The organism is Cytobacillus sp. MT66 (genome assembly GCF_058792595.1).
Genome location: NZ_JBXAFB010000003.1, coordinates 464,266 through 483,992, shown reverse-complemented (window position 1 = coordinate 483,992; position 19,727 = coordinate 464,266). Strand labels below are relative to the sequence as shown.

The 19,727-nt window shown below is 42.3% G+C and carries 33 protein-coding genes and 1 tRNA gene; 31 read left to right on the top strand and 3 right to left on the bottom strand.

Translation table 11 applies throughout. The features are described from left to right. Positions 1–96: 96 nt before the first annotated feature. Positions 97–170 (top strand) — tRNA-Arg (locus AC1Q59_RS08420). Between the two features lie 152 nt (positions 171–322). Beyond that, positions 323–1,360, top strand: coding sequence for a tyrosine-type recombinase/integrase (locus tag AC1Q59_RS08415; RefSeq protein ID WP_492365345.1), 1,038 nt, complete (start codon positions 323–325; stop codon positions 1,358–1,360). Between the two features lie 546 nt (positions 1,361–1,906). Here AC1Q59_RS08415 and AC1Q59_RS08410 read toward each other — a convergent pair. Continuing rightward, positions 1,907–2,317: an endonuclease domain-containing protein gene (locus AC1Q59_RS08410; RefSeq protein WP_492365344.1), complete on the bottom strand. Its 411-nt coding sequence runs from the start codon at positions 2,315–2,317 to the stop codon at positions 1,907–1,909. Between the two features lie 48 nt (positions 2,318–2,365). On the opposite strand from AC1Q59_RS08410, the gene AC1Q59_RS08405 reads away from it, so the two are divergent. The 4 genes from AC1Q59_RS08405 (at position 2,366) to AC1Q59_RS08390 (ending at position 4,755) form a co-directional block, all read left to right on the top strand. After that, a complete protein-coding gene (locus tag AC1Q59_RS08405; RefSeq protein WP_492365343.1) occupies positions 2,366–2,578 on the top strand; it encodes a helix-turn-helix transcriptional regulator in 213 nt (70 codons plus the stop codon). Between the two features lie 221 nt (positions 2,579–2,799). After that, a complete protein-coding gene (locus tag AC1Q59_RS08400) occupies positions 2,800–2,988 on the top strand; it encodes a hypothetical protein (protein WP_492365342.1) in 189 nt (62 codons plus the stop codon). Further along, a complete protein-coding gene (locus AC1Q59_RS08395) occupies positions 2,985–4,124 on the top strand; it encodes an FtsK/SpoIIIE domain-containing protein (protein WP_492365341.1) in 1,140 nt (379 codons plus the stop codon). Before AC1Q59_RS08400 ends, AC1Q59_RS08395 begins: the two co-directional genes overlap by 4 nt. After that, positions 4,111–4,755: a replication-relaxation family protein gene (locus AC1Q59_RS08390; protein WP_492365340.1), complete on the top strand. Its 645-nt coding sequence runs from the start codon at positions 4,111–4,113 to the stop codon at positions 4,753–4,755. The genes AC1Q59_RS08395 and AC1Q59_RS08390 overlap by 14 nt, the downstream gene beginning before the upstream one ends. 13 nt (positions 4,756–4,768) lie before the next feature. Here the strand turns inward: AC1Q59_RS08390 and AC1Q59_RS08385 are convergent, their stop codons facing one another. Then, the gene (locus AC1Q59_RS08385) at positions 4,769–5,062 is read right to left on the bottom strand and encodes a helix-turn-helix domain-containing protein (protein WP_492365339.1); all 294 of its coding nucleotides are present in this window, start codon (positions 5,060–5,062) and stop codon (positions 4,769–4,771) included. A 206-nt stretch (positions 5,063–5,268) separates the two neighbouring features. Between AC1Q59_RS08385 and AC1Q59_RS08380 the strand changes: the two genes are divergently transcribed. The 22 genes from AC1Q59_RS08380 (at position 5,269) to AC1Q59_RS08275 (ending at position 15,934) form a co-directional block, all read left to right on the top strand. Continuing rightward, positions 5,269–5,427 (top strand): hypothetical protein, encoded by a 159-nt coding sequence (locus AC1Q59_RS08380; protein WP_492365338.1) that lies wholly within the window; start codon positions 5,269–5,271, stop codon positions 5,425–5,427. Continuing rightward, positions 5,424–5,690, top strand: coding sequence for a hypothetical protein (locus AC1Q59_RS08375; protein WP_492365337.1), 267 nt, complete (start codon positions 5,424–5,426; stop codon positions 5,688–5,690). The genes AC1Q59_RS08380 and AC1Q59_RS08375 overlap by 4 nt, the downstream gene beginning before the upstream one ends. A 1-nt stretch (position 5,691) precedes the next feature. Beyond that, on the top strand, positions 5,692–5,943 hold the full coding sequence (locus tag AC1Q59_RS08370; RefSeq protein WP_492365336.1) for a hypothetical protein: 252 nt from the start codon (positions 5,692–5,694) through the stop codon (positions 5,941–5,943). A 318-nt stretch (positions 5,944–6,261) separates the two neighbouring features. Further along, positions 6,262–6,735 carry a hypothetical protein gene (locus tag AC1Q59_RS08365; RefSeq protein ID WP_492365335.1) on the top strand — a complete coding sequence of 158 codons (474 nt, stop codon included), beginning with the start codon at positions 6,262–6,264 and terminating at the stop codon, positions 6,733–6,735. Between the two features lie 57 nt (positions 6,736–6,792). Beyond that, a complete protein-coding gene (locus AC1Q59_RS08360) occupies positions 6,793–7,239 on the top strand; it encodes a hypothetical protein (RefSeq protein ID WP_492365334.1) in 447 nt (148 codons plus the stop codon). Positions 7,240–7,464: 225 nt separating this feature from the next. Continuing rightward, the gene (locus tag AC1Q59_RS08355; protein WP_492365333.1) at positions 7,465–8,145 is read left to right on the top strand and encodes a hypothetical protein; all 681 of its coding nucleotides are present in this window, start codon (positions 7,465–7,467) and stop codon (positions 8,143–8,145) included. 85 nt (positions 8,146–8,230) lie between these two features. After that, positions 8,231–8,446, top strand: coding sequence for a helix-turn-helix domain-containing protein (locus tag AC1Q59_RS08350; protein ID WP_492365332.1), 216 nt, complete (start codon positions 8,231–8,233; stop codon positions 8,444–8,446). 53 nt (positions 8,447–8,499) lie between these two features. Beyond that, positions 8,500–8,652: a hypothetical protein gene (locus AC1Q59_RS08345; protein WP_492365331.1), complete on the top strand. Its 153-nt coding sequence runs from the start codon at positions 8,500–8,502 to the stop codon at positions 8,650–8,652. After that, entirely contained in the window at positions 8,642–9,238 is a 597-nt protein-coding gene (locus AC1Q59_RS08340; RefSeq protein ID WP_492365330.1) for an HNH endonuclease, read from the top strand. The genes AC1Q59_RS08345 and AC1Q59_RS08340 overlap by 11 nt, the downstream gene beginning before the upstream one ends. Beyond that, on the top strand, positions 9,235–9,462 hold the full coding sequence (locus AC1Q59_RS08335; RefSeq protein ID WP_492365329.1) for a hypothetical protein: 228 nt from the start codon (positions 9,235–9,237) through the stop codon (positions 9,460–9,462). The genes AC1Q59_RS08340 and AC1Q59_RS08335 overlap by 4 nt, the downstream gene beginning before the upstream one ends. Positions 9,463–9,575: 113 nt before the next feature. Continuing rightward, a complete protein-coding gene (locus AC1Q59_RS08330) occupies positions 9,576–9,770 on the top strand; it encodes a hypothetical protein (protein WP_492365328.1) in 195 nt (64 codons plus the stop codon). Further along, complete coding sequence (locus tag AC1Q59_RS08325) at positions 9,771–10,154, top strand: hypothetical protein (protein ID WP_492365327.1); 384 nt, start codon at positions 9,771–9,773, stop codon at positions 10,152–10,154. Continuing rightward, positions 10,154–10,564 carry a hypothetical protein gene (locus AC1Q59_RS08320; RefSeq protein ID WP_492365326.1) on the top strand — a complete coding sequence of 137 codons (411 nt, stop codon included), beginning with the start codon at positions 10,154–10,156 and terminating at the stop codon, positions 10,562–10,564. The genes AC1Q59_RS08325 and AC1Q59_RS08320 overlap by 1 nt, the downstream gene beginning before the upstream one ends. Before the next feature lie 12 nt (positions 10,565–10,576). Continuing rightward, positions 10,577–10,729 (top strand): hypothetical protein, encoded by a 153-nt coding sequence (locus tag AC1Q59_RS08315; protein ID WP_492365325.1) that lies wholly within the window; start codon positions 10,577–10,579, stop codon positions 10,727–10,729. Between the two features lie 12 nt (positions 10,730–10,741). Further along, positions 10,742–10,993: a hypothetical protein gene (locus AC1Q59_RS08310; protein WP_492365324.1), complete on the top strand. Its 252-nt coding sequence runs from the start codon at positions 10,742–10,744 to the stop codon at positions 10,991–10,993. Continuing rightward, positions 10,993–11,685 (top strand): hypothetical protein, encoded by a 693-nt coding sequence (locus AC1Q59_RS08305; protein ID WP_492365323.1) that lies wholly within the window; start codon positions 10,993–10,995, stop codon positions 11,683–11,685. The genes AC1Q59_RS08310 and AC1Q59_RS08305 overlap by 1 nt, the downstream gene beginning before the upstream one ends. Beyond that, positions 11,686–11,856, top strand: coding sequence for a hypothetical protein (locus AC1Q59_RS08300; protein WP_492365322.1), 171 nt, complete (start codon positions 11,686–11,688; stop codon positions 11,854–11,856). A gap of 137 nt (positions 11,857–11,993) precedes the next feature. Continuing rightward, complete coding sequence (locus tag AC1Q59_RS08295) at positions 11,994–12,392, top strand: phBC6A51 family helix-turn-helix protein (protein ID WP_492365321.1); 399 nt, start codon at positions 11,994–11,996, stop codon at positions 12,390–12,392. Next, positions 12,389–12,709, top strand: a complete 321-nt coding sequence (locus AC1Q59_RS08290) for a hypothetical protein (RefSeq protein ID WP_492365320.1) — start codon at positions 12,389–12,391, stop codon at positions 12,707–12,709. The genes AC1Q59_RS08295 and AC1Q59_RS08290 overlap by 4 nt, the downstream gene beginning before the upstream one ends. Continuing rightward, entirely contained in the window at positions 12,699–14,291 is a 1,593-nt protein-coding gene (locus AC1Q59_RS08285; RefSeq protein WP_492365319.1) for a hypothetical protein, read from the top strand. The genes AC1Q59_RS08290 and AC1Q59_RS08285 overlap by 11 nt, the downstream gene beginning before the upstream one ends. Then, the gene (locus AC1Q59_RS08280; RefSeq protein ID WP_492365318.1) at positions 14,291–14,638 is read left to right on the top strand and encodes a DUF2577 family protein; all 348 of its coding nucleotides are present in this window, start codon (positions 14,291–14,293) and stop codon (positions 14,636–14,638) included. Before AC1Q59_RS08285 ends, AC1Q59_RS08280 begins: the two co-directional genes overlap by 1 nt. A 525-nt stretch (positions 14,639–15,163) precedes the next feature. Continuing rightward, positions 15,164–15,934: a sulfite exporter TauE/SafE family protein gene (locus tag AC1Q59_RS08275; protein WP_492365317.1), complete on the top strand. Its 771-nt coding sequence runs from the start codon at positions 15,164–15,166 to the stop codon at positions 15,932–15,934. 73 nt (positions 15,935–16,007) lie between these two features. Here AC1Q59_RS08275 and AC1Q59_RS08270 read toward each other — a convergent pair whose 3' ends face one another. Then, positions 16,008–17,015, bottom strand: a complete 1,008-nt coding sequence (locus AC1Q59_RS08270; RefSeq protein ID WP_492365316.1) for an acyltransferase family protein — start codon at positions 17,013–17,015, stop codon at positions 16,008–16,010. A gap of 285 nt (positions 17,016–17,300) precedes the next feature. Here AC1Q59_RS08270 and AC1Q59_RS08265 point away from each other — a divergent pair, with 285 nt between their 5' ends. From AC1Q59_RS08265 to AC1Q59_RS08255, 3 genes are all read left to right on the top strand, one after another. Beyond that, positions 17,301–18,776 (top strand): PAS domain-containing sensor histidine kinase, encoded by a 1,476-nt coding sequence (locus AC1Q59_RS08265; RefSeq protein ID WP_492365315.1) that lies wholly within the window; start codon positions 17,301–17,303, stop codon positions 18,774–18,776. Then, positions 18,773–19,282: a methylated-DNA--[protein]-cysteine S-methyltransferase gene (locus AC1Q59_RS08260; RefSeq protein WP_492365314.1), complete on the top strand. Its 510-nt coding sequence runs from the start codon at positions 18,773–18,775 to the stop codon at positions 19,280–19,282. The genes AC1Q59_RS08265 and AC1Q59_RS08260 overlap by 4 nt, the downstream gene beginning before the upstream one ends. Positions 19,283–19,443: 161 nt before the next feature. Beyond that, positions 19,444–19,689, top strand: a complete 246-nt coding sequence (locus tag AC1Q59_RS08255; protein WP_492365313.1) for a Spo0E family sporulation regulatory protein-aspartic acid phosphatase — start codon at positions 19,444–19,446, stop codon at positions 19,687–19,689. Positions 19,690–19,727 lie beyond the last annotated feature (38 nt).

The following is a 19,727-nucleotide window of genomic DNA, read 5'->3' as shown; positions in this document are numbered from 1 at the left end:
TTCCGACGCATGAAGCTTCATTGAATAAGCTTGCAGAGGAAGGAACAGGATCCGCAAACTTGAAGTGTAAGCAAAAAAATTTAATACTACTATCTTGTCCCAGTAGCTCAGCAGGATAGAGCGACAGCCTCCTAAGCTGTAGGTCGTGAGTTCGAATCTCGCCTGGGACGCTAACGCTATAAAAACGCTATGTATCGCGATTTGTGACCGTTCAATCATTCGGTGACAATGTCGGTGACATAGCGTTTTTTCGTTGTATGTAGGACGCCGATTTGGTGAACGTAGGACAATTATGGTGACATTTCGGAGGTTATAGGACATCATGAAACGTAAGTATATCGCGGAACGAGGGGCGAAAATGCCCGCACAAGTCCGACAGCCTAAAGTTGACCGACATACAACGATCGACGAGGCGCTAAGTATTTTCGCAAGGGCAAAAGAGGCGGAAGGTGTACGAGCCGGCACGGTTAAAAACTATTATGACGTGGTTCGTTACTTGCGCGACTGGCTGGGCGAGGAAACGCAGTATATTAACGATATAACTGCCGACACTATTCGCGGCTATATCAATTATTTGCGTAAGGATAGGACGCTATATGAAGGCGACGAGCAACGGCAGCGTAACGATAAAAAATTATCGGTGAATACGATTAATATTCGCATTCGAACACTGCGCACTATGTTTCGCTTTCTCTATGCCGAGGGGCTTATCGAAGTTAATCCGATGGAAAATATAACGCAGGTACGCGACGATGAACGCGAAGAAGTCCCGGGCCTAACTGACGAGGAAATTGATAAAATACTAGGCGCATACGACGACAGGCATTTCGCACAGTGGCGTGATAAAACGCTGGTATTACTCTTATTAGATACCGGCATGCGCATAAATGAAGCGTTAACACTTACGGATGAACAAATAGACTTTCGCCAGTTGACGGTTTACGTTCCGTCACAAATTGCGAAAAATAGAAAGCATAGAGAAATACCGATTAGCCGTGAAGTAGCGAAAAGGCTGCGGCAGTTACTTGATGAAACGCAGCAATACTTCGGGGAAGGTAGCCAGTTATTTATGAATGCATACGGTGATGACTTTACCGCCGATGCTTTTCGTCGCAGGCTAAACCGAATCAAGCGTAAGTTAAATATACCTCGCTTGCACCCGCATATGTTCCGGCATACTTTCGCAAGGAATTACATTCTTAATGGCGGCGATCTATTTACGCTGCAACGTATTCTTGACCACGCGGAAATCACTACAACGCGGAAATATGTGCAGATGGATAGCGAACATATTCGCAAGCAGCATAATAAGTTTTCGCCATTGCGTGGGATTGTTAAACGAAATGGCATACGATTATGACGTCACCTTAACGGTGGCGTTTTTTACGTGGTGTCGAACGGTCAATTTTGCGGACATATAATAGAAGAAACACGAAACATACGTTCGACTATATTCGACTGCTAGCGAAATTAGCTACGGTTAGAAATCGCATTTACAAGGGCTGCACGCCAGGAATGCGAGGCCTTCCGGAAATTTTTAAAACGTGCATAAAGACCGCCTATTTTATTCAAGTCGTTACGGAAACTATATGCAAAGATCGCTGGGAAATAGCGGAAGGGAAGGCGCCCCAAACCGCACGGCATAGCGAATGTATAAAATGCTGCATAATCGATAAAAACGCGCAGTCAACAAACGTTGGTATGACGCGGTTTATACACCGTATGTATTACCGATAAGTCGCATTATGTTAACAAGAATTGAATATACAATTCATCGTTATGCAAACGGGTATTAACGGTAATGAATCTTTATTCGCTAAGGGGGGTACCTCGGGGGACTACCCCTTTTTGGGGCGGAATTAAGCGTTTCTTCAATCCGCGCTATAAAATTAAATTCCGGATTTTTTTACGCCTGTCTAACCTCGCGATCTATTCGCTGAATTACCTTCGCTAGTTCCCTGTTAATTTGCCTGCCAGTAAACCGCATTACCCGCCACCCATTTCGCCTTAAAAAAGCGTCTTTTCGCCTGTCATGCGCCTTTTGAGCCGGTGAGCTATGATAAGCCTTACCGTCGCACTCTATCGCTAATTTAAGCGAGGGAATCGCTAAGTCAATCGAATAACGCCCGCAGGGCACTTGCGTCCGAACGACGTAACCATGCGAAACTAATGCATCATATAATCGCCGTTCAATCGGACTTTCGCATTTAAAGCGCTGAACGGTTGCGAAGTCAAAGGCGGGTTCTTCTTGCTTGCGAAATAAGAACGCTAACAGGCCCGCCAATAGCAAGCCGAAAAATACGATATACTCGATCATAAAGGAAATAACCTCCGTTTTGTCGAATTAATATGCGAGGTGACACCGATGCCAGTTGCGAATAGATTAAAGGAATTACGCCACGACAAGCGTATGAACCAAACGGAATTTGCCGAGTTCTTAGGGCTTAGCGTTCATTCATATAACCGCTATGAGAACGGAACACGGCAGCCAACGCTTGAAGTTGCGCTACAAATTAGCGAGAAGTTAGGTCGATCAGTTAACGAGATATTTTACCGCATTAATAAGGCGCCAGAGTGAGGCGTCTACTTCTCGGCTTGTCCTTTGCCAATTAGGTAAAAAATTATCCGAACAGGCAATATTTAATCATTCGCGGCATAGGTTATAACTAAGTAGCTACTTCAATAGGTTTACCGCAGTTTTAACGCCTTAAACGTTAAAAGAAAGCGAAAAACAAAACTTGTTAAGAAGGAACGAGCGAAGCAGAGCGGAGCGAGTGACTTCGACGGGAGGAATGCGAAATGTTATTTACACCGACGATACTATTAGCTGGCGCGGCAACAATCGCCTTGGCTGCGTTAGACAAGACGCTAGATGGGTACGGATTCCATGCGCTAGGTGCCGTCATAAAGATACTGTTACCAATCGCAGCGTTTGCGGCAGGCGTCTACTTTATCGAGACTAACGCCTTAATCGGGTGGCTAAAATGAACTGGCGCAAGTCATGGGCGAAATTAAAGGTCCGCAAGAAATTAGTTGATGTGTTCCGATCAGCGGAGCTTTACCGCGGTGATAAAGAACGGCCAATCTATCCGAAAATACACTCCGTTATTCTTTCCCATAATTCCACTACGATAACCTTCACGCTACCCAATGGACTTGACCCGAAACTAGTCGCCAAAAATTCCTATGTATTTCAGCAATACTTCGGCAAACAAATCGAGCTGAAAGGCGAAATAAAACGGTTCACCTTGAAAGTATTTAGCGCCCCCATGCCGAAAACATTGCCTTATAATTTCGATGACATTTCGCCAGTTGTAGCGCCTTATAAGCTCGGCATAATTTGCGGTAAAGATCGCAACGGGCAGTATGTTGCGTTCGACTTACTGAAACAACCTCACATATTAATTGCCGGCGAAACTGGCAGCGGTAAATCGACGCAGCTCCGTTCCATTCTTACAACGCTAATTAAAACAAAACGACCTTCCGAGCTTGAACTCTATTTAGGCGATTGTAAAAAGTCGGAGTTTCATATTTTTCGCAAGGTTGAGCATGTCCAATGCGTTTTAAGCAGCGCGGCAGATATTCGTAAAATGTTGACGCATATAAAAAAGGAATTAGACGAACGAAGCGACCTGACAGAGGTATTCGAGGTTAGTCATGTTGACGAACTGCCAGCGGAACACAGGCGCCCTTATATTGTTGTCGCAATTGACGAGTTCATAATGTTGCGGAAAGACGAGTTTATTATGGAGGTATTAACGGAGCTGGTTGCGATTGGCCGAACCCTTGGAGTTTTCGCTATTCTTTCGATGCAACGGCCTAACGCGAAAGTATTAGACACAACAATACGCGCTAACTTGACCGTAAGTATGGGATTTAAGTTGCGGGATAAATTAGAGGCTCGTATCGTCAATACTCCAAACGCGGAAGCCGTCGAGAAAAGCGGAGTTTTTATCATGAACAGCGATAAAATTTACGAGTTGCAAGCGCCTTTTCTCGAACTTGACGAAGCTAGGCGACTGCTTAACCCGTTCATGGTTGCGAAACATGCTCCGAAACCTTCGGAACCACCCGAGCCGGCCCCGCAATTAACAGAAAAGGACGTGTTTCATGATGCTAACTAAGCGCGACAAGGCGATTATTCGCGATTTAAATAGATTCCGAGTGATGGACCGTGATTCTATTGCTAATTTATATTTCGCAGGCTTGAAAAATCCGGTTAATGCTGCCAATGCGGTACTGCTCCGTTTACTTCGTGAGGGCAGAATCCAGCGATCAACGAGCTACCAGCCGTATTGTTATTTCGGCCCCGACGTTAATATGAAGCAAAATAGTGCTAAGATAGGCCATTTTCTCGCAATATTAGACGTCTATAAAGAGATTCGAAAGCGCGGCCACGTGGAAACGTTTCAAGTTGAGCCAAAATTCGGCGGAAAGGGAACGGTCGAGCCGGACATTTTCACGGTATTTCGAAACACTCCGTTTTTTATAGAGGTTCAACGCTCAATTTATAGCGAGAAACAAATGAATGCGAAGCTTGAACGCTATGTATCGCTGTATGATTCCGAAGTCATTCCGAAACCATTTCCGCACGTTCTGATACTTTCGGAACAGCGTTACGGACTATTCGAAACCCCTTTCCGAGTGTTCCAGGCGCAGTCATTTGCGGAGTTTATGCTGTCGCTAAAGCCGACGCCGGCGTCGATGCCTCCGATTCGTTCGGAAGGTGGAGGAATAAAAATCGTAGTGCATTAAAAAAGGCTCCGGCTTATTGCTCGGAGTCTCCTTCTTTTTCCTTCAAATATTCGACTTGTTGAGGTCGTGTACTCATGTTCCATACTTCGCTTTCGAGTTGCAACGTCATTAATTCGCTAATGTTCTCGATTTTTAGAGCTGTCGCAATCCTTCCAATATGATCGAGGTTCAACCGGTCAACAAATCCCCTACAAATTTGCGAAATGGCTGCCGGTCTAATTCCGGTCATTTCCGCAAGTTCCTTTTGCGTCATGCCCCTTTCCTTCAATACCGCATCAAGGCGTAATTCTACAACTAGCCGTTCCATAAAAACCACCTCTCCTTAAATACATTATACACGATTTTACGTAAATGCGAAATTTATTTAATTTATATGTTGACGTAATTACGGATATGCGTTATTATGTGATTAAGTTAATCGACAGGAGGCGTTCAAATGGGTTACTTATTTTTCTACGCTTATTTCATTCTCGCGGGCATCATCGCAACTATGATCGTTAAGGTGGTGGTGAAATGAAAAACGTAGCACGTATCGCTTGGTACACACGCAAAGTCGCGGAACTTGGGGCGGTTCATCCATCCAAACGCACGGCAAGGCATACGAACCGCAGCCAGCGCTTGAAAGCTTACAAATTGGCGCTAAACAAGCGATTAAGGGAGGCGCAGCAGTGAAACGTATTTTCTACGTAATAGACGCAGTTAAAATTCCAGCAATATTAGTCGACGAGCATACGTTCATTAAAAAAGACGATCAATTTTTCGATATTCGCCGGTCAAAAGAGCCAATCAGGGGCGAAGTGGTCAGCGGTCAAAATAACATTCGCGGCATTGAATTACAGCTCAACAAGGCGGGGCAGGCGCTCGCACTCGAAGAACTGGCGGCAATGTCGGTCGCTGAATTTGCGAAATATTTACACATTGAAGGGGGCTATTAAAATGGAAGCATATTTATTCGAAGATGTGATCGTTTTAGGTGTAGCGGAAATACAGGAAATGATTGACGGCTTAATTGCGGACTGGCACCGGTTAGGCCAAGGCAAGGGTCCGCTCGTGATTCCGCAAGTGATTCGCGGAGTGTTCAAGGGATATGTCGATAAAGACGGCTGGCCGACGGGTTTCTTCTATTCGGAAGATGGGCGCGTGATTATAGCGAGAAATGAATGTGTACGGGAGTTAGCGGCGGTTTAACAAGACATGGCTATCGGGTTGGCGACCGGTAGCATATGGGCGGAAGTTTTGGCGGACTTTCGTCCGGAAATTTTTTTAAAAAGTTTTTTTGCGAAGTTGAACCAATTCCGGCCAAGTCGAGCGAATATCCTAAGTGAAGGCGAAAAAGTTTGCTGGAAGGTGTGCGAAACAGTGATCGGCGGTGATAAACACAGTGAAGGATAAAAAATTTCCGTCAAAAGTGTGCGAAATCAAAAGTCGTGCGTCAATTTAAGTAGAGGGAATTCCGCAGGCGACTGCGATCACATAAAAACTATTAAATTTAAGGGAGAGATTGGAATGGGAAATTTAAGAAGCGAGTTAACAAATACCGTTGGTAATGCAGAAAAGGTTCTTGAAAATCAAATATCATTATTTTTGGATGCGCAGGAGTTGCATGCTGGGAACGATTGGCTTTTATTTCTGTATGCACAATCAGTTGAAATGGCAACTTACTTTTATTACATGGCAAAAGCGTCTAGGGGATTGGGTGTTTACACAATAGAAGGTGATTTAGATTTTGCTAAAACGGATGTTTATGATGCTTTACAAGCAATAGAACATATCCATGCAAAATCGCCAAACGAGAGATCAAAGGTATCGAGGGATCTTTTAATGGATGCTTTAACTGCTTTAGAAGAGTATGACACTGAACAGAGTAGAGAATTAGCCGTCACGTTTGGACAAATATCAGATACGACAAGAATTTCATTCCTAGAACATATTGAAGCTATAAATCAAGAATTAGGAAAAGTAGGCACAATGGTTCATTAATTATCAGCCCGCCACTCGCGGGCTTTTTTTCGAAAATTTTAACGGAGGGGAATCGGAATGAGCGAGCGAAAAATATTCGATAAAACCACGCCAACCAAAGGCGACAAGTTTTTCATACCGCTGCCAAGCGACGCAAGGCACTACGTCCATCATCCGCGAATGAGTGCGGACAAGTTGTTTTTATACTCGCTAATCATCGACTATTACAATCCGCAGGAGGGTTGCGCGTTTCCGACAATTGAAACGCTGTCGATCAAATACGGCAAGGTGCCGGACACGACAAGCGGGCATCTTGACGACTTGAAGGCAGTCGGGCTTATCGACTTTCCCGAAAAGGGCTACTATGTTCCATTGGTTCCGTTGGATGAACAGGAATTTTTTAAAGAGTTTCCTGAGGCCTTGCGAAAGTATAGGGAAGCAATAAAACGGAGCGATAAGCGGAGAGAAGGGGCGGCCGAGCGAATGAAGAAATGGAGACGGGAAAGAGGTTACACGGATTTTTAGGTGTATGTTCACCTAATTAACACGGGTAACAAACGGCTCAATTAGGTGTTAACTAGATATAACAACGAGACCTAATAACGAGACTTAAAAAGATTGCGTCAAAACGCACTAACGTGCTTATTTGCCGCTGCGCTTATGTCTTTTCGCAAATAAGTTCTTTAAGACAAGAACAAAGAAATAAGCGTTCACCTAATTTTACGTGTAACAGAATAGGAGGGGAAATAGTTGTGCATAAAAGTTATCTATCGCGAACCTGGCTTTCCAGCAATAGAATTTGCCCGTTCATTTGTCGAGGGTCTATCGTGGGATGAAGCAAGCAAGGTTATAAAAGGATTGCTAAATGGCGAGGTTCACGACCAAGCCGATAAGCGCATCAAACGATGTAATTATTGCGGGTATTGGTGGCGTGATGACAGTCTGCGGAATACTAAGCGTACCTGTTGCGACGAATGCAAACGAGGAATTAAAACGATGCAAAGAAGGCAACAGCGTGCCGATAAAGCATTACTTAACCCGAGGCCGAAAAAGGAAACAAAAAGAGAAATATTTTACGTATGGTGGCTTGAGTACCCGTTTTGGATTAACGAATATGAAATGTTAAAACATTCGTGGAAGCACGAGGCACCGTATTCGCCAGCTAAGATAAGTCAAATATCAGCAGCGAAACAGCGAGATGAAATAATCGGAGGAAAACGAAAGCCTAAACGAGTTGTACCTTATAACGGTGACGAAGCAGATCAGCCGAAAGTATTCGTCAAGTATCCAAAAAACGAGGATTCTAAGCCGAGTGAGGTTATTGTTTCGCATATGAGTTCCGAGGAAATAGCAAACTACTTTTCTGGCAAGTATTCGGCCAGGCATTTACAGTTGGAACGATTTAGGGCGACTACATGGCGTAAGTTTTAAGTGGCGACAGTAAAGTATAAGGGGAAATGGGCGATAAGCCTGTTATTTTTTAGGACTTAAACGGAATAAAAAGGAGGTTTATACGGTGGATGCAATTAAAGCGAAGGCTATCCGAAGTTACTTAGGCGAGTCAATGGAGAAATTTGCGAAGCGTGTCGGTGTTGCAGCGTCAACAATTTGCGCGATTGAAAACAAACAGCGTGATATTTCTGATATGATTCGCGGAAAGTTACTGCGAATTGAGGTCGGACTGCCTGATGACTTTTATATTTTTTATGAACGTTTCAAACAGAGCGCGTAAGTATCCAATAATATCTTACTTGGGAAATGAGTGAGTTGTCAAGGGGTGAGCGAGTGAGTGAACAGAGAGTCGAATTACTTATCGCCTATTTGCAAGCGTTATGCAACACAAGCAAGGAAGGCGTCAAGGTATACGATGAAATCCGTAGAACAATATCGGAAATCGAGAGATTATTAAACGAGGGAGCGAGCGAGAATGACAACTGAACAATTATTTACATGTAGGTTTTGTAAGCAAGAAAAGACTATCGAAGAAATGCAACGTGACGCAACTAAAAAGTACGGAGTACAGCATCGCTGTAAAGAATGTCGACGAAAGCAACGCGCGGAAAACGGAGAATATAGTCGGGAGCGATTAAGGAAATATTCTTACCGGAAAGGCGATGATCTTATTTTTATTTCTGTCAAGGAATTGGAATCATTACTACGAAAGCGCACTTGTTCTTATTGTGGCTGTACCTTAACAGACAGTTCCAATGAGCCAACAGCGGCAACAGTCGACCATATTTATACACTTAGTCAAGAATATGGTGGCGCGAATATAGTTGAAAACATCGTGCCGGCATGTCGCAGTTGTAACAGTTCAAAAAATAACGACCATGTATACGATTTTTATTACCGTTCTGAAAAATTTTCCGATAAATTATGGACGCAATTTGTTCGGGAGTATGGCGAGCGATTACTTAAACGAAAGTTAACCGACATTGATGTAGAGCAGCTGAAACGTAATTTTGCCGATGAAGCCGAAGATTTGCGCAGGAATGCGGAACTAAAGGCGGTCGGTAACGGTTGACAAATTCGCTATGGAAATATGAAACTGGCTGGCTTTGCGGATATACCGAAGATCGTGACCTTATTCGCAGAATCAAACGTTATAAAAGGGATTGGCTGATTATGGCGGACTACTTTCGCAATGATCGGCTTATTGGCGTTCAATTTAAAATTCCAATCGAGCAAAGGCGCTCGGCTGAACGAATGTTTTGCGTTGTAGAAATTCAAGAAAATAAAGCGATTTAAGCGTGCTTAATATACTACCCTAACAAATACCTTCGGAAGATTTTTCGAGGGCTATTTCGCGTTAAAAAGTTTAAAAATCTGTCAAATACACACATTTTTCGGAGGCGAAACCAATGTCACGTACACCAGCTTTTCAATACGAAATAATTCGCGATATGGATATGCGTAGACCGCAGATTGCGCGAGTCTACTTTGATGACGGAAAGACAAAGGATTTTTATTTCGGCCATCACGTTAGTCAAAAAAGAATTATTGAAACGCTACCAAAAATGGTTATGGATTCGCAAAGAAAAAGGAAGGCGGTTTAAATGGCGTTTAATATTATTGCGGCAACTGCCTATATCACCACAAACGTAATTGACGTCGAGGATTGGGTCGATGCAGACGACAACAAAAAAGAACGGCTATTAAACGTAGCCGACAAAACGTTAAGAAAGCGATATAGCACTTACACAATTCCAGATAACGCGGTTTATGACTTCGCGGCTGTGCTTGCGGTTACTTTTAACGATACGAATAAATTACAGCAACAGGGCGTTGCACAATTCGCAATTAAAGGAATAGCGTTCACTTTTAAAGATACGCCTATCAAAGAGCTCGAGGCGTTCATTCCACAATCAACTCTCGACATAATCAGCCAAGCAAATGGTATCAAACTTTCAAAAACTCGTGTTGGCAGGTGTTTACGTTAATGGAGTTTCAAACAAATGAAACAACCTACGTATTTATCGAAATAGTTAGCTATGACGAGTCGGGCTACGGTGTCGGGGTGGAATTGTCTCGCAGGGTTGACGGACGATACGAGGTGTTTACAATCATGAGTCTGTTTTATCCGGCCGGTGAATTTCCTTCAAAGCGCCAGTTACTTTTCCACTTGTTTAGCAGGACATTTAGGTATGTGCCAGACGAGGACAAGCTAATCGTATTTTGTTCGTCATCGCCCTATTTTAAGGATAAAAATTTTCAGCTACAAGACAAAGCTGGTATTTACGCAAACGGCAGGGATAAGGTAATTAGACATTTACGAAGAAAACCTTCTTCCGTTATGTCGTTGGCGAGGGATGCGGTAAAGCGTGGCGATACAATAATCGAAGAATTGTAAGGGGCGAACTTGATGGAGAACAAGAAACAACAACGGAAGGAAGCACAAAAGCAGCGCGACACCGAACGCAAGAAAAACAGGCGAAATAAAGAAACTTACGGCTTTACGATGGACGCAGTTCTTGGCGATGAAGTGGCGGACAAGCTACGTAAATCAGTGAAATAGGGGAGAAGCGATATGACGGACTTAGAAAAAATTGACCAACGAATTGAGCGGTTAGAAGCGGAAACACAGAAACTTACGGAAAGTATTAAAGAAAAAGGCGAAAAGATTGCTAAAAAGCTTGTAAAAGCCGTTTTACAAGATAGCCAATACGATTATCGCAGAGCAACAAGCCTGCGTAAAAGTGTGGAGCAGGAAAGAACCTTTTTAATCTTATTTAACGAGGAATTAGAGGCACTAAAACAATATAAGGAGTCGATTAATTAATGTATAAAGAACTGGACGCATTCAAAAAGAAGGTAGCAAGAATTAACGAATCTATCGCAAAGCTGGAAGAAAAGAAGGCGGAGCAACTAGCCAAACGAGCGCAAGCCGGCCAAGAACGCGAGGCAATGCTCGTTAGTGAGGCGGTGCTTGGTCAAGAAGCAAACGAAAAGCAACTCGAAAAGCTCCGCAAAACTATGGAGCAATGCGACGTTGAAATCGTCGAGCTTGACAATCGTATCGAAATGATCGAGCAAAAGCGCGCGGAGGCACTGGCGTCGGACTTGCCGGCAATCAGAAAAGGCCACGACCGCGAAATAGACAAACTAAAACGCGAAGCAGCAGCGCAATTTGAGGATGCTAGAAAGTTGATGCACGAGTATTTGCTTGCGCTTCAAAAGGTCGGTCTGACACGTGACAAAGCGAATCAGTTACGCCAGGACTTCGTACAGCATGCGAAAATGGTTGACCCCGAACAATATAGCCTTAATCACTGGAACCGTGGCGACGACGCTATTCCTATGCCGGTCCTATTCTACGACGATGCCGGAATTAAGTTAGGTATCCGCGAAAATGACCAAAAGCAAGCCTTAAACGGAAGCATTGACCCAGCTACGTTGCTTTATCAGCTAACGGGCACCGTCGAATCGAATCCGAATGTTATTCGGCAAAAATTAACGGAGGCACAAAAGTAAATGAACGATGATTTACGGCAAGCATACGCAGATATTCACGCAAAATACGAAGTTTTAACCAAACGGCCGAAATTACGCAAGGGCTTGGACGAAGTAACGCTTAAAAATCCGCACTTGTTATTGGCGGAAGGTTTTCGACAACTTAACGAAAATGACGAAGCTGGCGAGTAATTTCGCTGGCTTTTTATGTGGCGTTTGTACGGCGAAACCTCCAAACAGGCCGGAGCCACTACAAGGTAAAAGTTAATGCCATGTTGGGCGGGCTCTAACGGCTCGCCTTAAAAAATTTTACGGAAGGAATGATTAATTTGGCTATTAAACAGCTACACGCATCGCACTATATCGCTATTGAAGAATTAGCGAAACCGAGCACCCAGCGTAAAACAATCGACGAAATTGCCGAAATGTGCGGGGTTCATCGCTCGACAATTTTTAATTGGAAGAATGACCCGTTATTCGAGCGAGAGCTCAAGCGTCACATTGTCCGCAATACGCTTAACAAACTGCCGGACGTATTGGAGGCAGTGCCGGATATGATTATGCAAGATCGCAACGCAGCTATGCTAAAGACGTTCTTGCAAACACATGATATGTTGAGCGATAAGATCGAGGTTAACACGCAGCATAACGACGGAGCTGGCAACATTGACCGCGACGCATTAAGGGCACGCCTAGCACGTATTCGCGGAGGCGGTGACGAAGAATGAGTGAGGCAGGAGAACGCAGCAAGTCATTAGTTGTTCGACTAGGTACTCTTGCGAATAAGTTGACGTTTTTTCGTTACGGTGTACCAAAATCGGTTGTAGCGGAGCTAGTTGATTTGCGCAAAGAGATGAAAGACGACACAGTTTTACGCGATTGCGGACAGATTTACCTTGCGATGCTAAACGACCTATTATCATATGCCGACTCACTAAACAGCGGTAAAAGGTCGCTCGCAGACGGATATATGGTACAAGCGGTTGCAAAATGGGACATTGTTAATAAGACGCTAGAGAAGGGAGGTAACAGCGATGGCGTTTAATTTATCAGCGCGCCTTTCCCTTAACGGAAACCAGTATATTCGCGAGATGCAACGGGTCGAACGAATGACCCAGCAAGCAAACCGTGCCACCCGAACATGGCGTGATAGTCAAGGGCGCCTTCGAAATGAGCTCGGGCAATTTGCGCGTCAAGCCGACCGTTCAACGAACTCAATGAGCCGATTCAGTCGGTCGCTTTCTTCTCCGTTGAGAGGCATCGGAAGCATGACTACCGCAGTATTCGGATTAGCCGGAGCTTACGCCGCGGTAGAAAGTGCCAAAAAGATATTCGATAGTACTGTTTTGGAAGCCGCAAAGTACGAGCAGAGCACCGTTATGATCGGGGCGATGCTTAATGATAAAAAGCTCGGCGACGATTATATGAAACTAGTCGAACGAATTGCTGTCGACTCACCAATACTAGATTCGCAAGGAATGCTCGGAAACTCGAAGTCTTTCTTAACCGCATCTAAAGATATGAAACAGCTTGAGCAAATGTGGAGCTTGGCCGAACGTATGGCAGCGATAGACCCTTATCAAGGCCTAGAGGGCGCCGTGTTCGCATTGCGTGAACTTTTTTCCGGCGATGCCATTTCGATGGTTCGGCGTTTTGAAATGCCAAAAACGGTAATGAACGAAATTAAAAAGATGGACCTGCCCGACCAGCTCCGCGAATTAGATAAGTATTTTAATAGTATCGGAATGACGGAAAAATTAATTGACGAAATGGGTAACACGACCTTAGGAGTCTGGGCGCAGATCAAGGAAGCTACAAACGTAGTTCTCCGTGACATGGGAGCTCCTGCGCTTGAAAAGGTCCGAAACTTTTTAAACTCGATTAACGACCAATTACAGTCGGGCAAACTCGATCAGTTTAAACAGGCTGGCGCTAGGATAATCGACAATGTAATTACGGGGCTGACCAATTCTGCGACGAGAATCGGGCGCTGGTTTGATTCGCTATATAATAGCGCAGAGTTCCAAAAGCAAACGACGCTCCAATCGAAGATTACCTTTGTCTTTGACGATGTTTGGGCGAGGTTTAAGAATTGGCTTGACGGTGGCGGGCAAGTTCAGATTAATAGGATAACGAAAGACTTGCTAGAAGTAATGGCCGCCGGACTGATCGCATCACAGCAGATTATTGTTGATACTGCCGTAATTATCGGTAAAGCCGTTGGGTCTGCGTTAATCAGGAGCGCCAGTGATTCGTTTGCGACATGGCAAAACAAAATGATGAACGAGTCAGCATTATTTAAGTTGCCTGGAATGAAGCCATTTGTATGGATGAATGACTTAGGCATGGAGTTACGCGAACGATTTAACCCGAGTTCAGATGGTCCAACGCCTAAAAAGAACGGCGGGCTAAACCGCGTACCTTATGACGGTTATACAGCATCTCTACACCGTGGGGAAATGATTCTTCCTCGTGGCGAGGCACAGGCGTACCGTGATGGAAATCGAGGCGGTGGCGGTGTAACCGTTAATGTTGCGAAAATGGAAGTCCGTCAAGAATCCGATATTCAAAAGGTAGCGTATGAATTAGCGAAGTTAATCGAATCCGAATCAGTGAGGATGGCATAATGAGTAGACCAGTAAAGTTTGGCAGATTAGAAGGCGATGGGGCAAGTAGGCTAACGCAATTAATGCGAATACACGGCTACAACCCTGGCATGGTTTTCGAACCTGGGACCGTTTTACAAACTAATCCGTTAAAAATACAGCTTCACTCCGACAATCTAGTCCTCGATGAAGAAAATTTCGCAATAAACGAGGATTTATTGCCGTACAGCGAAACGGTTAAGATTGACGGAGTCTCGCACACGATCGAGTATCCGATGCAGCTAAAAGCGGGCGATATGGTGCTAGTCGCTAATAACGCGGATGAAGGTCAGTATTTTTATGTAATATGTAAATTAATTTCGTTTTAAAAACGGCGGAGCTGGCGAGTATTTTCGCTGGCTCCGCTTTTTTTGTTCTATCGCCTTGACATTTCGCATATAATTCGACAAAATAGCGTATGTAAGAATAAATATTTTGCACCGTAGGACATACTATGACACTGTCGGACATACATACGCAACAATCACCGTCATGACAAGGCGATGACATACCGTTGACATAACGAAGTGCCTCCTAAGCTGTAGGTCGTGAGTTCGAATCTCGCCTGGGACGTCATTGCACCTCATTGGTGCTCAACACAATAGCCGTATATTTTGATTTTCTAAAAATCGAAAATACGGCTAAATTTACTTTTTATTGCATTCTTTCTTCATAGCCAATAACTCCACGAATAGATGCTCCTAACAACTTGCAAATATCGCCTCTAGGACTATAACACCCATGAACCGGTTTGATAATATTTTAGTGCTTAACAGCCTAACATTTTTCCATTTGTTCTGTACCAGATATGGAATGAATATGATTTATAACTTGGTGAAGTGAGGTGGGAACTTATGATTATTTTAGTTGTTTTTGGGTTCATATGCGGTATGATTGCTAGTATAGTTGGGGCAGGCAGTTCCATGATGATGACTCCTCTGTTATTATATATATTTCCTCTAATATCAGGGACACAGTTTACTATTCCAACGATTACATCAGCAACACTTGCACTTACCTTTTTCTCCACAGCAGCTGCATCTATACGATATCATCATCAAAAGCTCATACCATACCGTTATGCTCTTATACTGGCATTCAGCGGGTCGGCAGGGTCATTTATCTCTGGGAGTTACATTTCGCAGCATGTGAACTATTTATTTGTTTTAATCCTATTTGGCTCTATTGCTGTTTTGTCGTTTGTCTTCAATTTAATTCCAATTAAAGAAAGTAAAATCCAGGAACCTAAACCAAGCCTTTTTATAATAGGTATTATTATTATATTTTTCTTAGGTTTAACTACAGGTATTATTGGAATTGGCGGTATGGTTTTGTTTATGCCGTACATGGTCTATGTATTGCATTTTTCAATTCGAAAAGCTATTGGAACGACCACTTTTTCTGGAGCGATGATTGCTCTTTTTGGGATTATTGGAAAATCTGTCGCAGGTTTGATGTACTGGGAAATCGCCTTGGTCGTTGCTATCGGCGGGCTGGTTGGGGGATACATTGGACCAAGTTTAAGTAAATTCTTCCCTGATCGAATATTGCGTTATGGAATGGTTGCTATTTTACTTTCAATTATAATGACGGTGGTAACAGATATAATAAAGATACTAGAATAAATGTTAGGCAGATAGAAGTAAACCGCTTAACGCTAATAAAGAAATCGCAAGGCCGGATAGCCTTGCGATTTCTTTATTTCTCTATTCTTAGTTTTAAGTTCCTAAGCCTGGATGTACTTAATTCAATAATCGGCTGTGCAAACGAGGTAACTAGTTTACTTGAAAGCAATAGTGTGAGCAGCAAGGAAGCAATAGCAATGATAAGCATACTTTCAGTGTTGCTGAAATAGTTCTGTATATCGCTTTCTCGGAAAAATCGGATAAAAAATCCATGCAATAAATAAACATACAAAGTATTTTTTCCTAATCTAGTAAAGAATAGTTTTCTCTTTGGTACCAGCGAAAGGAAACTAAAACACATGATAATGCTTAATATATAAAATCCCAATCTGGTTAACACGGCAAGGTATGATTCTGCTCCCATTTGGGCATACGGTTTGGAACCAAGAAGCCATTCATAATTAATATCTGGATATAGCCAAAACCAGACAAAGACTAGGACAAAGATCAGCATGGAAAGAACCCTGACTTGCTTTTTAAATAATTGCCTGAAATGGTCCTTTTTCAAAAAATAGCCAATTAGAAATAATGGAAAGAAGACAAAAGTCCTTGAAATACTCAAAAAGTTATTGGCCCAGTCAAAATAGCCAATGCAGAGCCCAAGGATCAGAGCAGCCGATATAGCATATACGGCTTTAAATTTGGCAAATTGCCAAAGCATAATATTCCAGAAAAACACACTGATCAAAAACCATAAGGACCAATGCGGTGTCAGCGGATCTACCTCAAAGGTTGATTTATTCAGTAAAAAATAATAGAACACAGAATAAATCAGCTGGAAAATTAAATAAGGAATGATTAATTTCATTGCTATTTTCTTGATATACCCCTTTTTATAATAGCCCTTAGCAAAGTAGCCTGATACAAGAATAAATGCTGGCATGTGAAAAGTGTAAATGACCTTGTAAATAGTATAAATCATATCATTTTCGTCTGTAAAAGAGCGGAGAAAATGCCCAAATACTACAAGGAAAATCAAAATAAACTTGGCATTATCAAAATAAAAAACACGTTCTCTCATAATTCCTCCTCTTTTAGAGACCCCCATGTGAAATTATATACCCTGCCGAAAAATGATTAAACCCCGCCTTTAGGTTCAATTGGTGGAAGGTTCGCCATATGCTGGAAGTCCTTCCTTATGAAACAATCTATGTAAAATAGAATAATACCTGCCCCGTTGCAGGTATTTTATTTTATAATGAATATTATTTGTATTGTTTGTCGAATTTCCAATCTTTCAAAGGATTTTCAGCTAATTTTGTAGAATGAAAGTATAAAACTGCTTATGTTTTAGGAGGCAAAAGATATGCCCACTCAAAAAGAAATCGAAATGATTGCTATCGATAGGCGTAAGCAATCGTTAACAAATATGGTTGGCCAGGAGCAATTATATAAAGATTTATTCTCGGAAGCTTTGGATGGAATCATTTTTTGGTCCGGCAATGGTCAAATAGAAATGGCCAATGGAGCTGCATGCCGTATTTTTGAATGCTGTCATGAGGAGCTGACTAAGAAAAAAATAGATGATTTTGTGTATACAAAGGATGAAAAATTCACTCGTATTGTCAGACAGCTTTTTAGAGAAGGTGCCATTAGAGATGAATTGATTTTCCTCATGGCGAACGGGCAAAAGAAATCACTTGAATTTACATGTAAGCTCCATGTTGTTGAAGGACATCATATGACGATCTTCCGAAATGTCAGCGAAAGCCGGCGGATGGAAAGGGAGCTAAGGGAAAGCGAGCGGAAATTCCGAAAGGTTTTTGAGGGCGCTCTTGAAGGGATTTTGCTGTATAATGAAGATTTTCAAGTAGTTGATATAAATCCTGCAGGGGAATCAATCTTTAAAATTCCAAAGCAAATGCTAATCGGACAATCTTTAATTAATGTACTCGTAGACAGTGGCATTTCCAAATATGACCTTGAACAGTATTTTACTGACTTTTTGAATAATGGCCAAACGACAGGTACAGTTAGATTTTTACAAGAAAACAACGGAGAAAAATATATTGAATTTTCTACAAAGCAAAAAATTGCTGCTGGGTTAAATCTTGTTGTTTTTAAGGATATTACGGAAAAACAAGAAATGGAAGAACAGCTTCGAAAATCGGATACCCTTCATGTGATTGGAGAACTTGCAGCAGGTATTGCTCATGAAATACGCAATCCAATGACAGCGCTAAAAGGGTTTATACAACTATTGGAGGACAGTATTAAAGAAGATCATTCTATGTACTTTAATATCATCTCTTCCGAGCTTCATAGAATTGATTCAATTATTAATGAGTTTCTTATTTTAGCAAAACCGCAGGCAGTGAAATATGTTGAAAAAGATATTACGAAAATTATGAAGGAAACGGTCGAATTTTTAAATGCTCAGGCTGTGTTGCATAACGTTCAATTTATCACCTTCTATGAGGAGAATTTACCTCTTTTATACTGTGAACCTAACCAAATGAAGAAGGTTTTCATCAACCTTATTAAAAATGCCATTGAGGTTATGCCTAAAGGCGGTTTTGTGACAATTTCCATTGAAGCAATATCCGAAGATCAGCTGCATATCTCGATTAAAGATGAAGGAACCGGCATTCCTGAAGAAATTGTTGAAAAGCTTGGTGAGCCTTTTTACACAACAAAGGAAAGAGGAACAGGGCTCGGACTAATGGTGACTTATAAAATTATTGAGGAGCATAAGGGGAAAATTAAGGTTGAAAGTGAAATGGATAAAGGTACGGCTTTTCACATTTATCTGCCAATCAGAAGCGGGAGGGATAAGAAATGAACAATCACAGCAAATATATAAAATGCACTTCACCCATAGGGGATATCTATATTGTACAAAAGAAAAACAGAATCTCGGCCATATATCTGGGGAAGGAGGATTTCCTTGCTGAAGAAAATCAGGAAGATTTGTTTTTAGATGAGGAAGATGCCATTTTAAACACTGCAAAAAATCAATTAAAAGAGTATTTTGCTGGAAAAAGGACAGAATTTGATCTGCCGATTGAATACAACGGTACAAATTTTCAAACCTCAGTTTGGAAGGAGCTTTGCTGCATCCCTTATGGAGAGACTCGAAGCTATCAGGATATTGCTGTCAGTATTGGAAATCCAAAAGCGGTAAGAGCTATAGGACAGGCTAATAAGGCAAATAAACTTCCAATTGTTATTCCATGTCACCGTGTCATTGGAAAAAATCACAGTCTTACAGGCTATGCAGGTACAAGAATAGATATAAAGGAAATCCTTCTTTCCCTTGAAGGGGCAACCGGCATTTTGTCGAAATAAAAATTTTTCAATAAGAATAATGTCTAATTTTGCGAATCTATTTACTTTTATAGAAATTATTGTAATAATCTACAAGTACCTGTCATACAGCCGCTTGTATGACAAGTTAAAATAAAAAGAGAGAAAGATTTAGTCCAGAGGGATAGGATGGAGGAACAGGGTTGGGACGTCTTTGCGTAGATATTTTGCTGCAAATACAAGAGAAAAGGGAAAAGATGATAGATTCTGCAAAAAAGTTTGGATTTACCGATGAATATACAATCCGCTGCAGCCAGGAGCTGGACCAGCTAATTTATGACTATCAGTGTAAAATTCAAGAAGTAAAGGACAGCGGGGAAGGCGATTTCCCCTACATAATGGTCGTATGGCCAGAAAACTATGAAGAAATGAAATACCAAATTAACTAATTGCCCCCCTGTATTCGATTATTCGTTTATAGGGTTTT

Coding starts and splice junctions, on each gene's coding strand:
- AC1Q59_RS08385 (WP_492365339.1), bottom strand. CDS start 5,062: ATGGAACGGCTAGTTGTAGAATTACGCCTTGATGCGGTATTGAAGGAA.
- AC1Q59_RS08300 (WP_492365322.1), top strand. CDS start 11,686: ATGAACGATGATTTACGGCAAGCATACGCAGATATTCACGCAAAATAC.
- AC1Q59_RS08305 (WP_492365323.1), top strand. CDS start 10,993: ATGTATAAAGAACTGGACGCATTCAAAAAGAAGGTAGCAAGAATTAAC.
- AC1Q59_RS08405 (WP_492365343.1), top strand. CDS start 2,366: ATGCCAGTTGCGAATAGATTAAAGGAATTACGCCACGACAAGCGTATG.
- AC1Q59_RS08370 (WP_492365336.1), top strand. CDS start 5,692: ATGGAAGCATATTTATTCGAAGATGTGATCGTTTTAGGTGTAGCGGAA.
- AC1Q59_RS08330 (WP_492365328.1), top strand. CDS start 9,576: ATGTCACGTACACCAGCTTTTCAATACGAAATAATTCGCGATATGGAT.
- AC1Q59_RS08280 (WP_492365318.1), top strand. CDS start 14,291: ATGAGTAGACCAGTAAAGTTTGGCAGATTAGAAGGCGATGGGGCAAGT.
- AC1Q59_RS08310 (WP_492365324.1), top strand. CDS start 10,742: ATGACGGACTTAGAAAAAATTGACCAACGAATTGAGCGGTTAGAAGCG.
- AC1Q59_RS08340 (WP_492365330.1), top strand. CDS start 8,642: ATGACAACTGAACAATTATTTACATGTAGGTTTTGTAAGCAAGAAAAG.
- AC1Q59_RS08290 (WP_492365320.1), top strand. CDS start 12,389: ATGAGTGAGGCAGGAGAACGCAGCAAGTCATTAGTTGTTCGACTAGGT.
- AC1Q59_RS08260 (WP_492365314.1), top strand. CDS start 18,773: ATGAACAATCACAGCAAATATATAAAATGCACTTCACCCATAGGGGAT.
- AC1Q59_RS08400 (WP_492365342.1), top strand. CDS start 2,800: ATGTTATTTACACCGACGATACTATTAGCTGGCGCGGCAACAATCGCC.
- AC1Q59_RS08320 (WP_492365326.1), top strand. CDS start 10,154: ATGGAGTTTCAAACAAATGAAACAACCTACGTATTTATCGAAATAGTT.
- AC1Q59_RS08285 (WP_492365319.1), top strand. CDS start 12,699: ATGGCGTTTAATTTATCAGCGCGCCTTTCCCTTAACGGAAACCAGTAT.
- AC1Q59_RS08410 (WP_492365344.1), bottom strand. CDS start 2,317: ATGATCGAGTATATCGTATTTTTCGGCTTGCTATTGGCGGGCCTGTTA.
- AC1Q59_RS08265 (WP_492365315.1), top strand. CDS start 17,301: ATGCCCACTCAAAAAGAAATCGAAATGATTGCTATCGATAGGCGTAAG.
- AC1Q59_RS08325 (WP_492365327.1), top strand. CDS start 9,771: ATGGCGTTTAATATTATTGCGGCAACTGCCTATATCACCACAAACGTA.
- AC1Q59_RS08360 (WP_492365334.1), top strand. CDS start 6,793: ATGAGCGAGCGAAAAATATTCGATAAAACCACGCCAACCAAAGGCGAC.
- AC1Q59_RS08365 (WP_492365335.1), top strand. CDS start 6,262: ATGGGAAATTTAAGAAGCGAGTTAACAAATACCGTTGGTAATGCAGAA.
- AC1Q59_RS08275 (WP_492365317.1), top strand. CDS start 15,164: ATGATTATTTTAGTTGTTTTTGGGTTCATATGCGGTATGATTGCTAGT.
- AC1Q59_RS08270 (WP_492365316.1), bottom strand. CDS start 17,015: ATGAGAGAACGTGTTTTTTATTTTGATAATGCCAAGTTTATTTTGATT.
- AC1Q59_RS08380 (WP_492365338.1), top strand. CDS start 5,269: ATGAAAAACGTAGCACGTATCGCTTGGTACACACGCAAAGTCGCGGAA.
- AC1Q59_RS08415 (WP_492365345.1), top strand. CDS start 323: ATGAAACGTAAGTATATCGCGGAACGAGGGGCGAAAATGCCCGCACAA.
- AC1Q59_RS08390 (WP_492365340.1), top strand. CDS start 4,111: ATGATGCTAACTAAGCGCGACAAGGCGATTATTCGCGATTTAAATAGA.
- AC1Q59_RS08315 (WP_492365325.1), top strand. CDS start 10,577: ATGGAGAACAAGAAACAACAACGGAAGGAAGCACAAAAGCAGCGCGAC.
- AC1Q59_RS08395 (WP_492365341.1), top strand. CDS start 2,985: ATGAACTGGCGCAAGTCATGGGCGAAATTAAAGGTCCGCAAGAAATTA.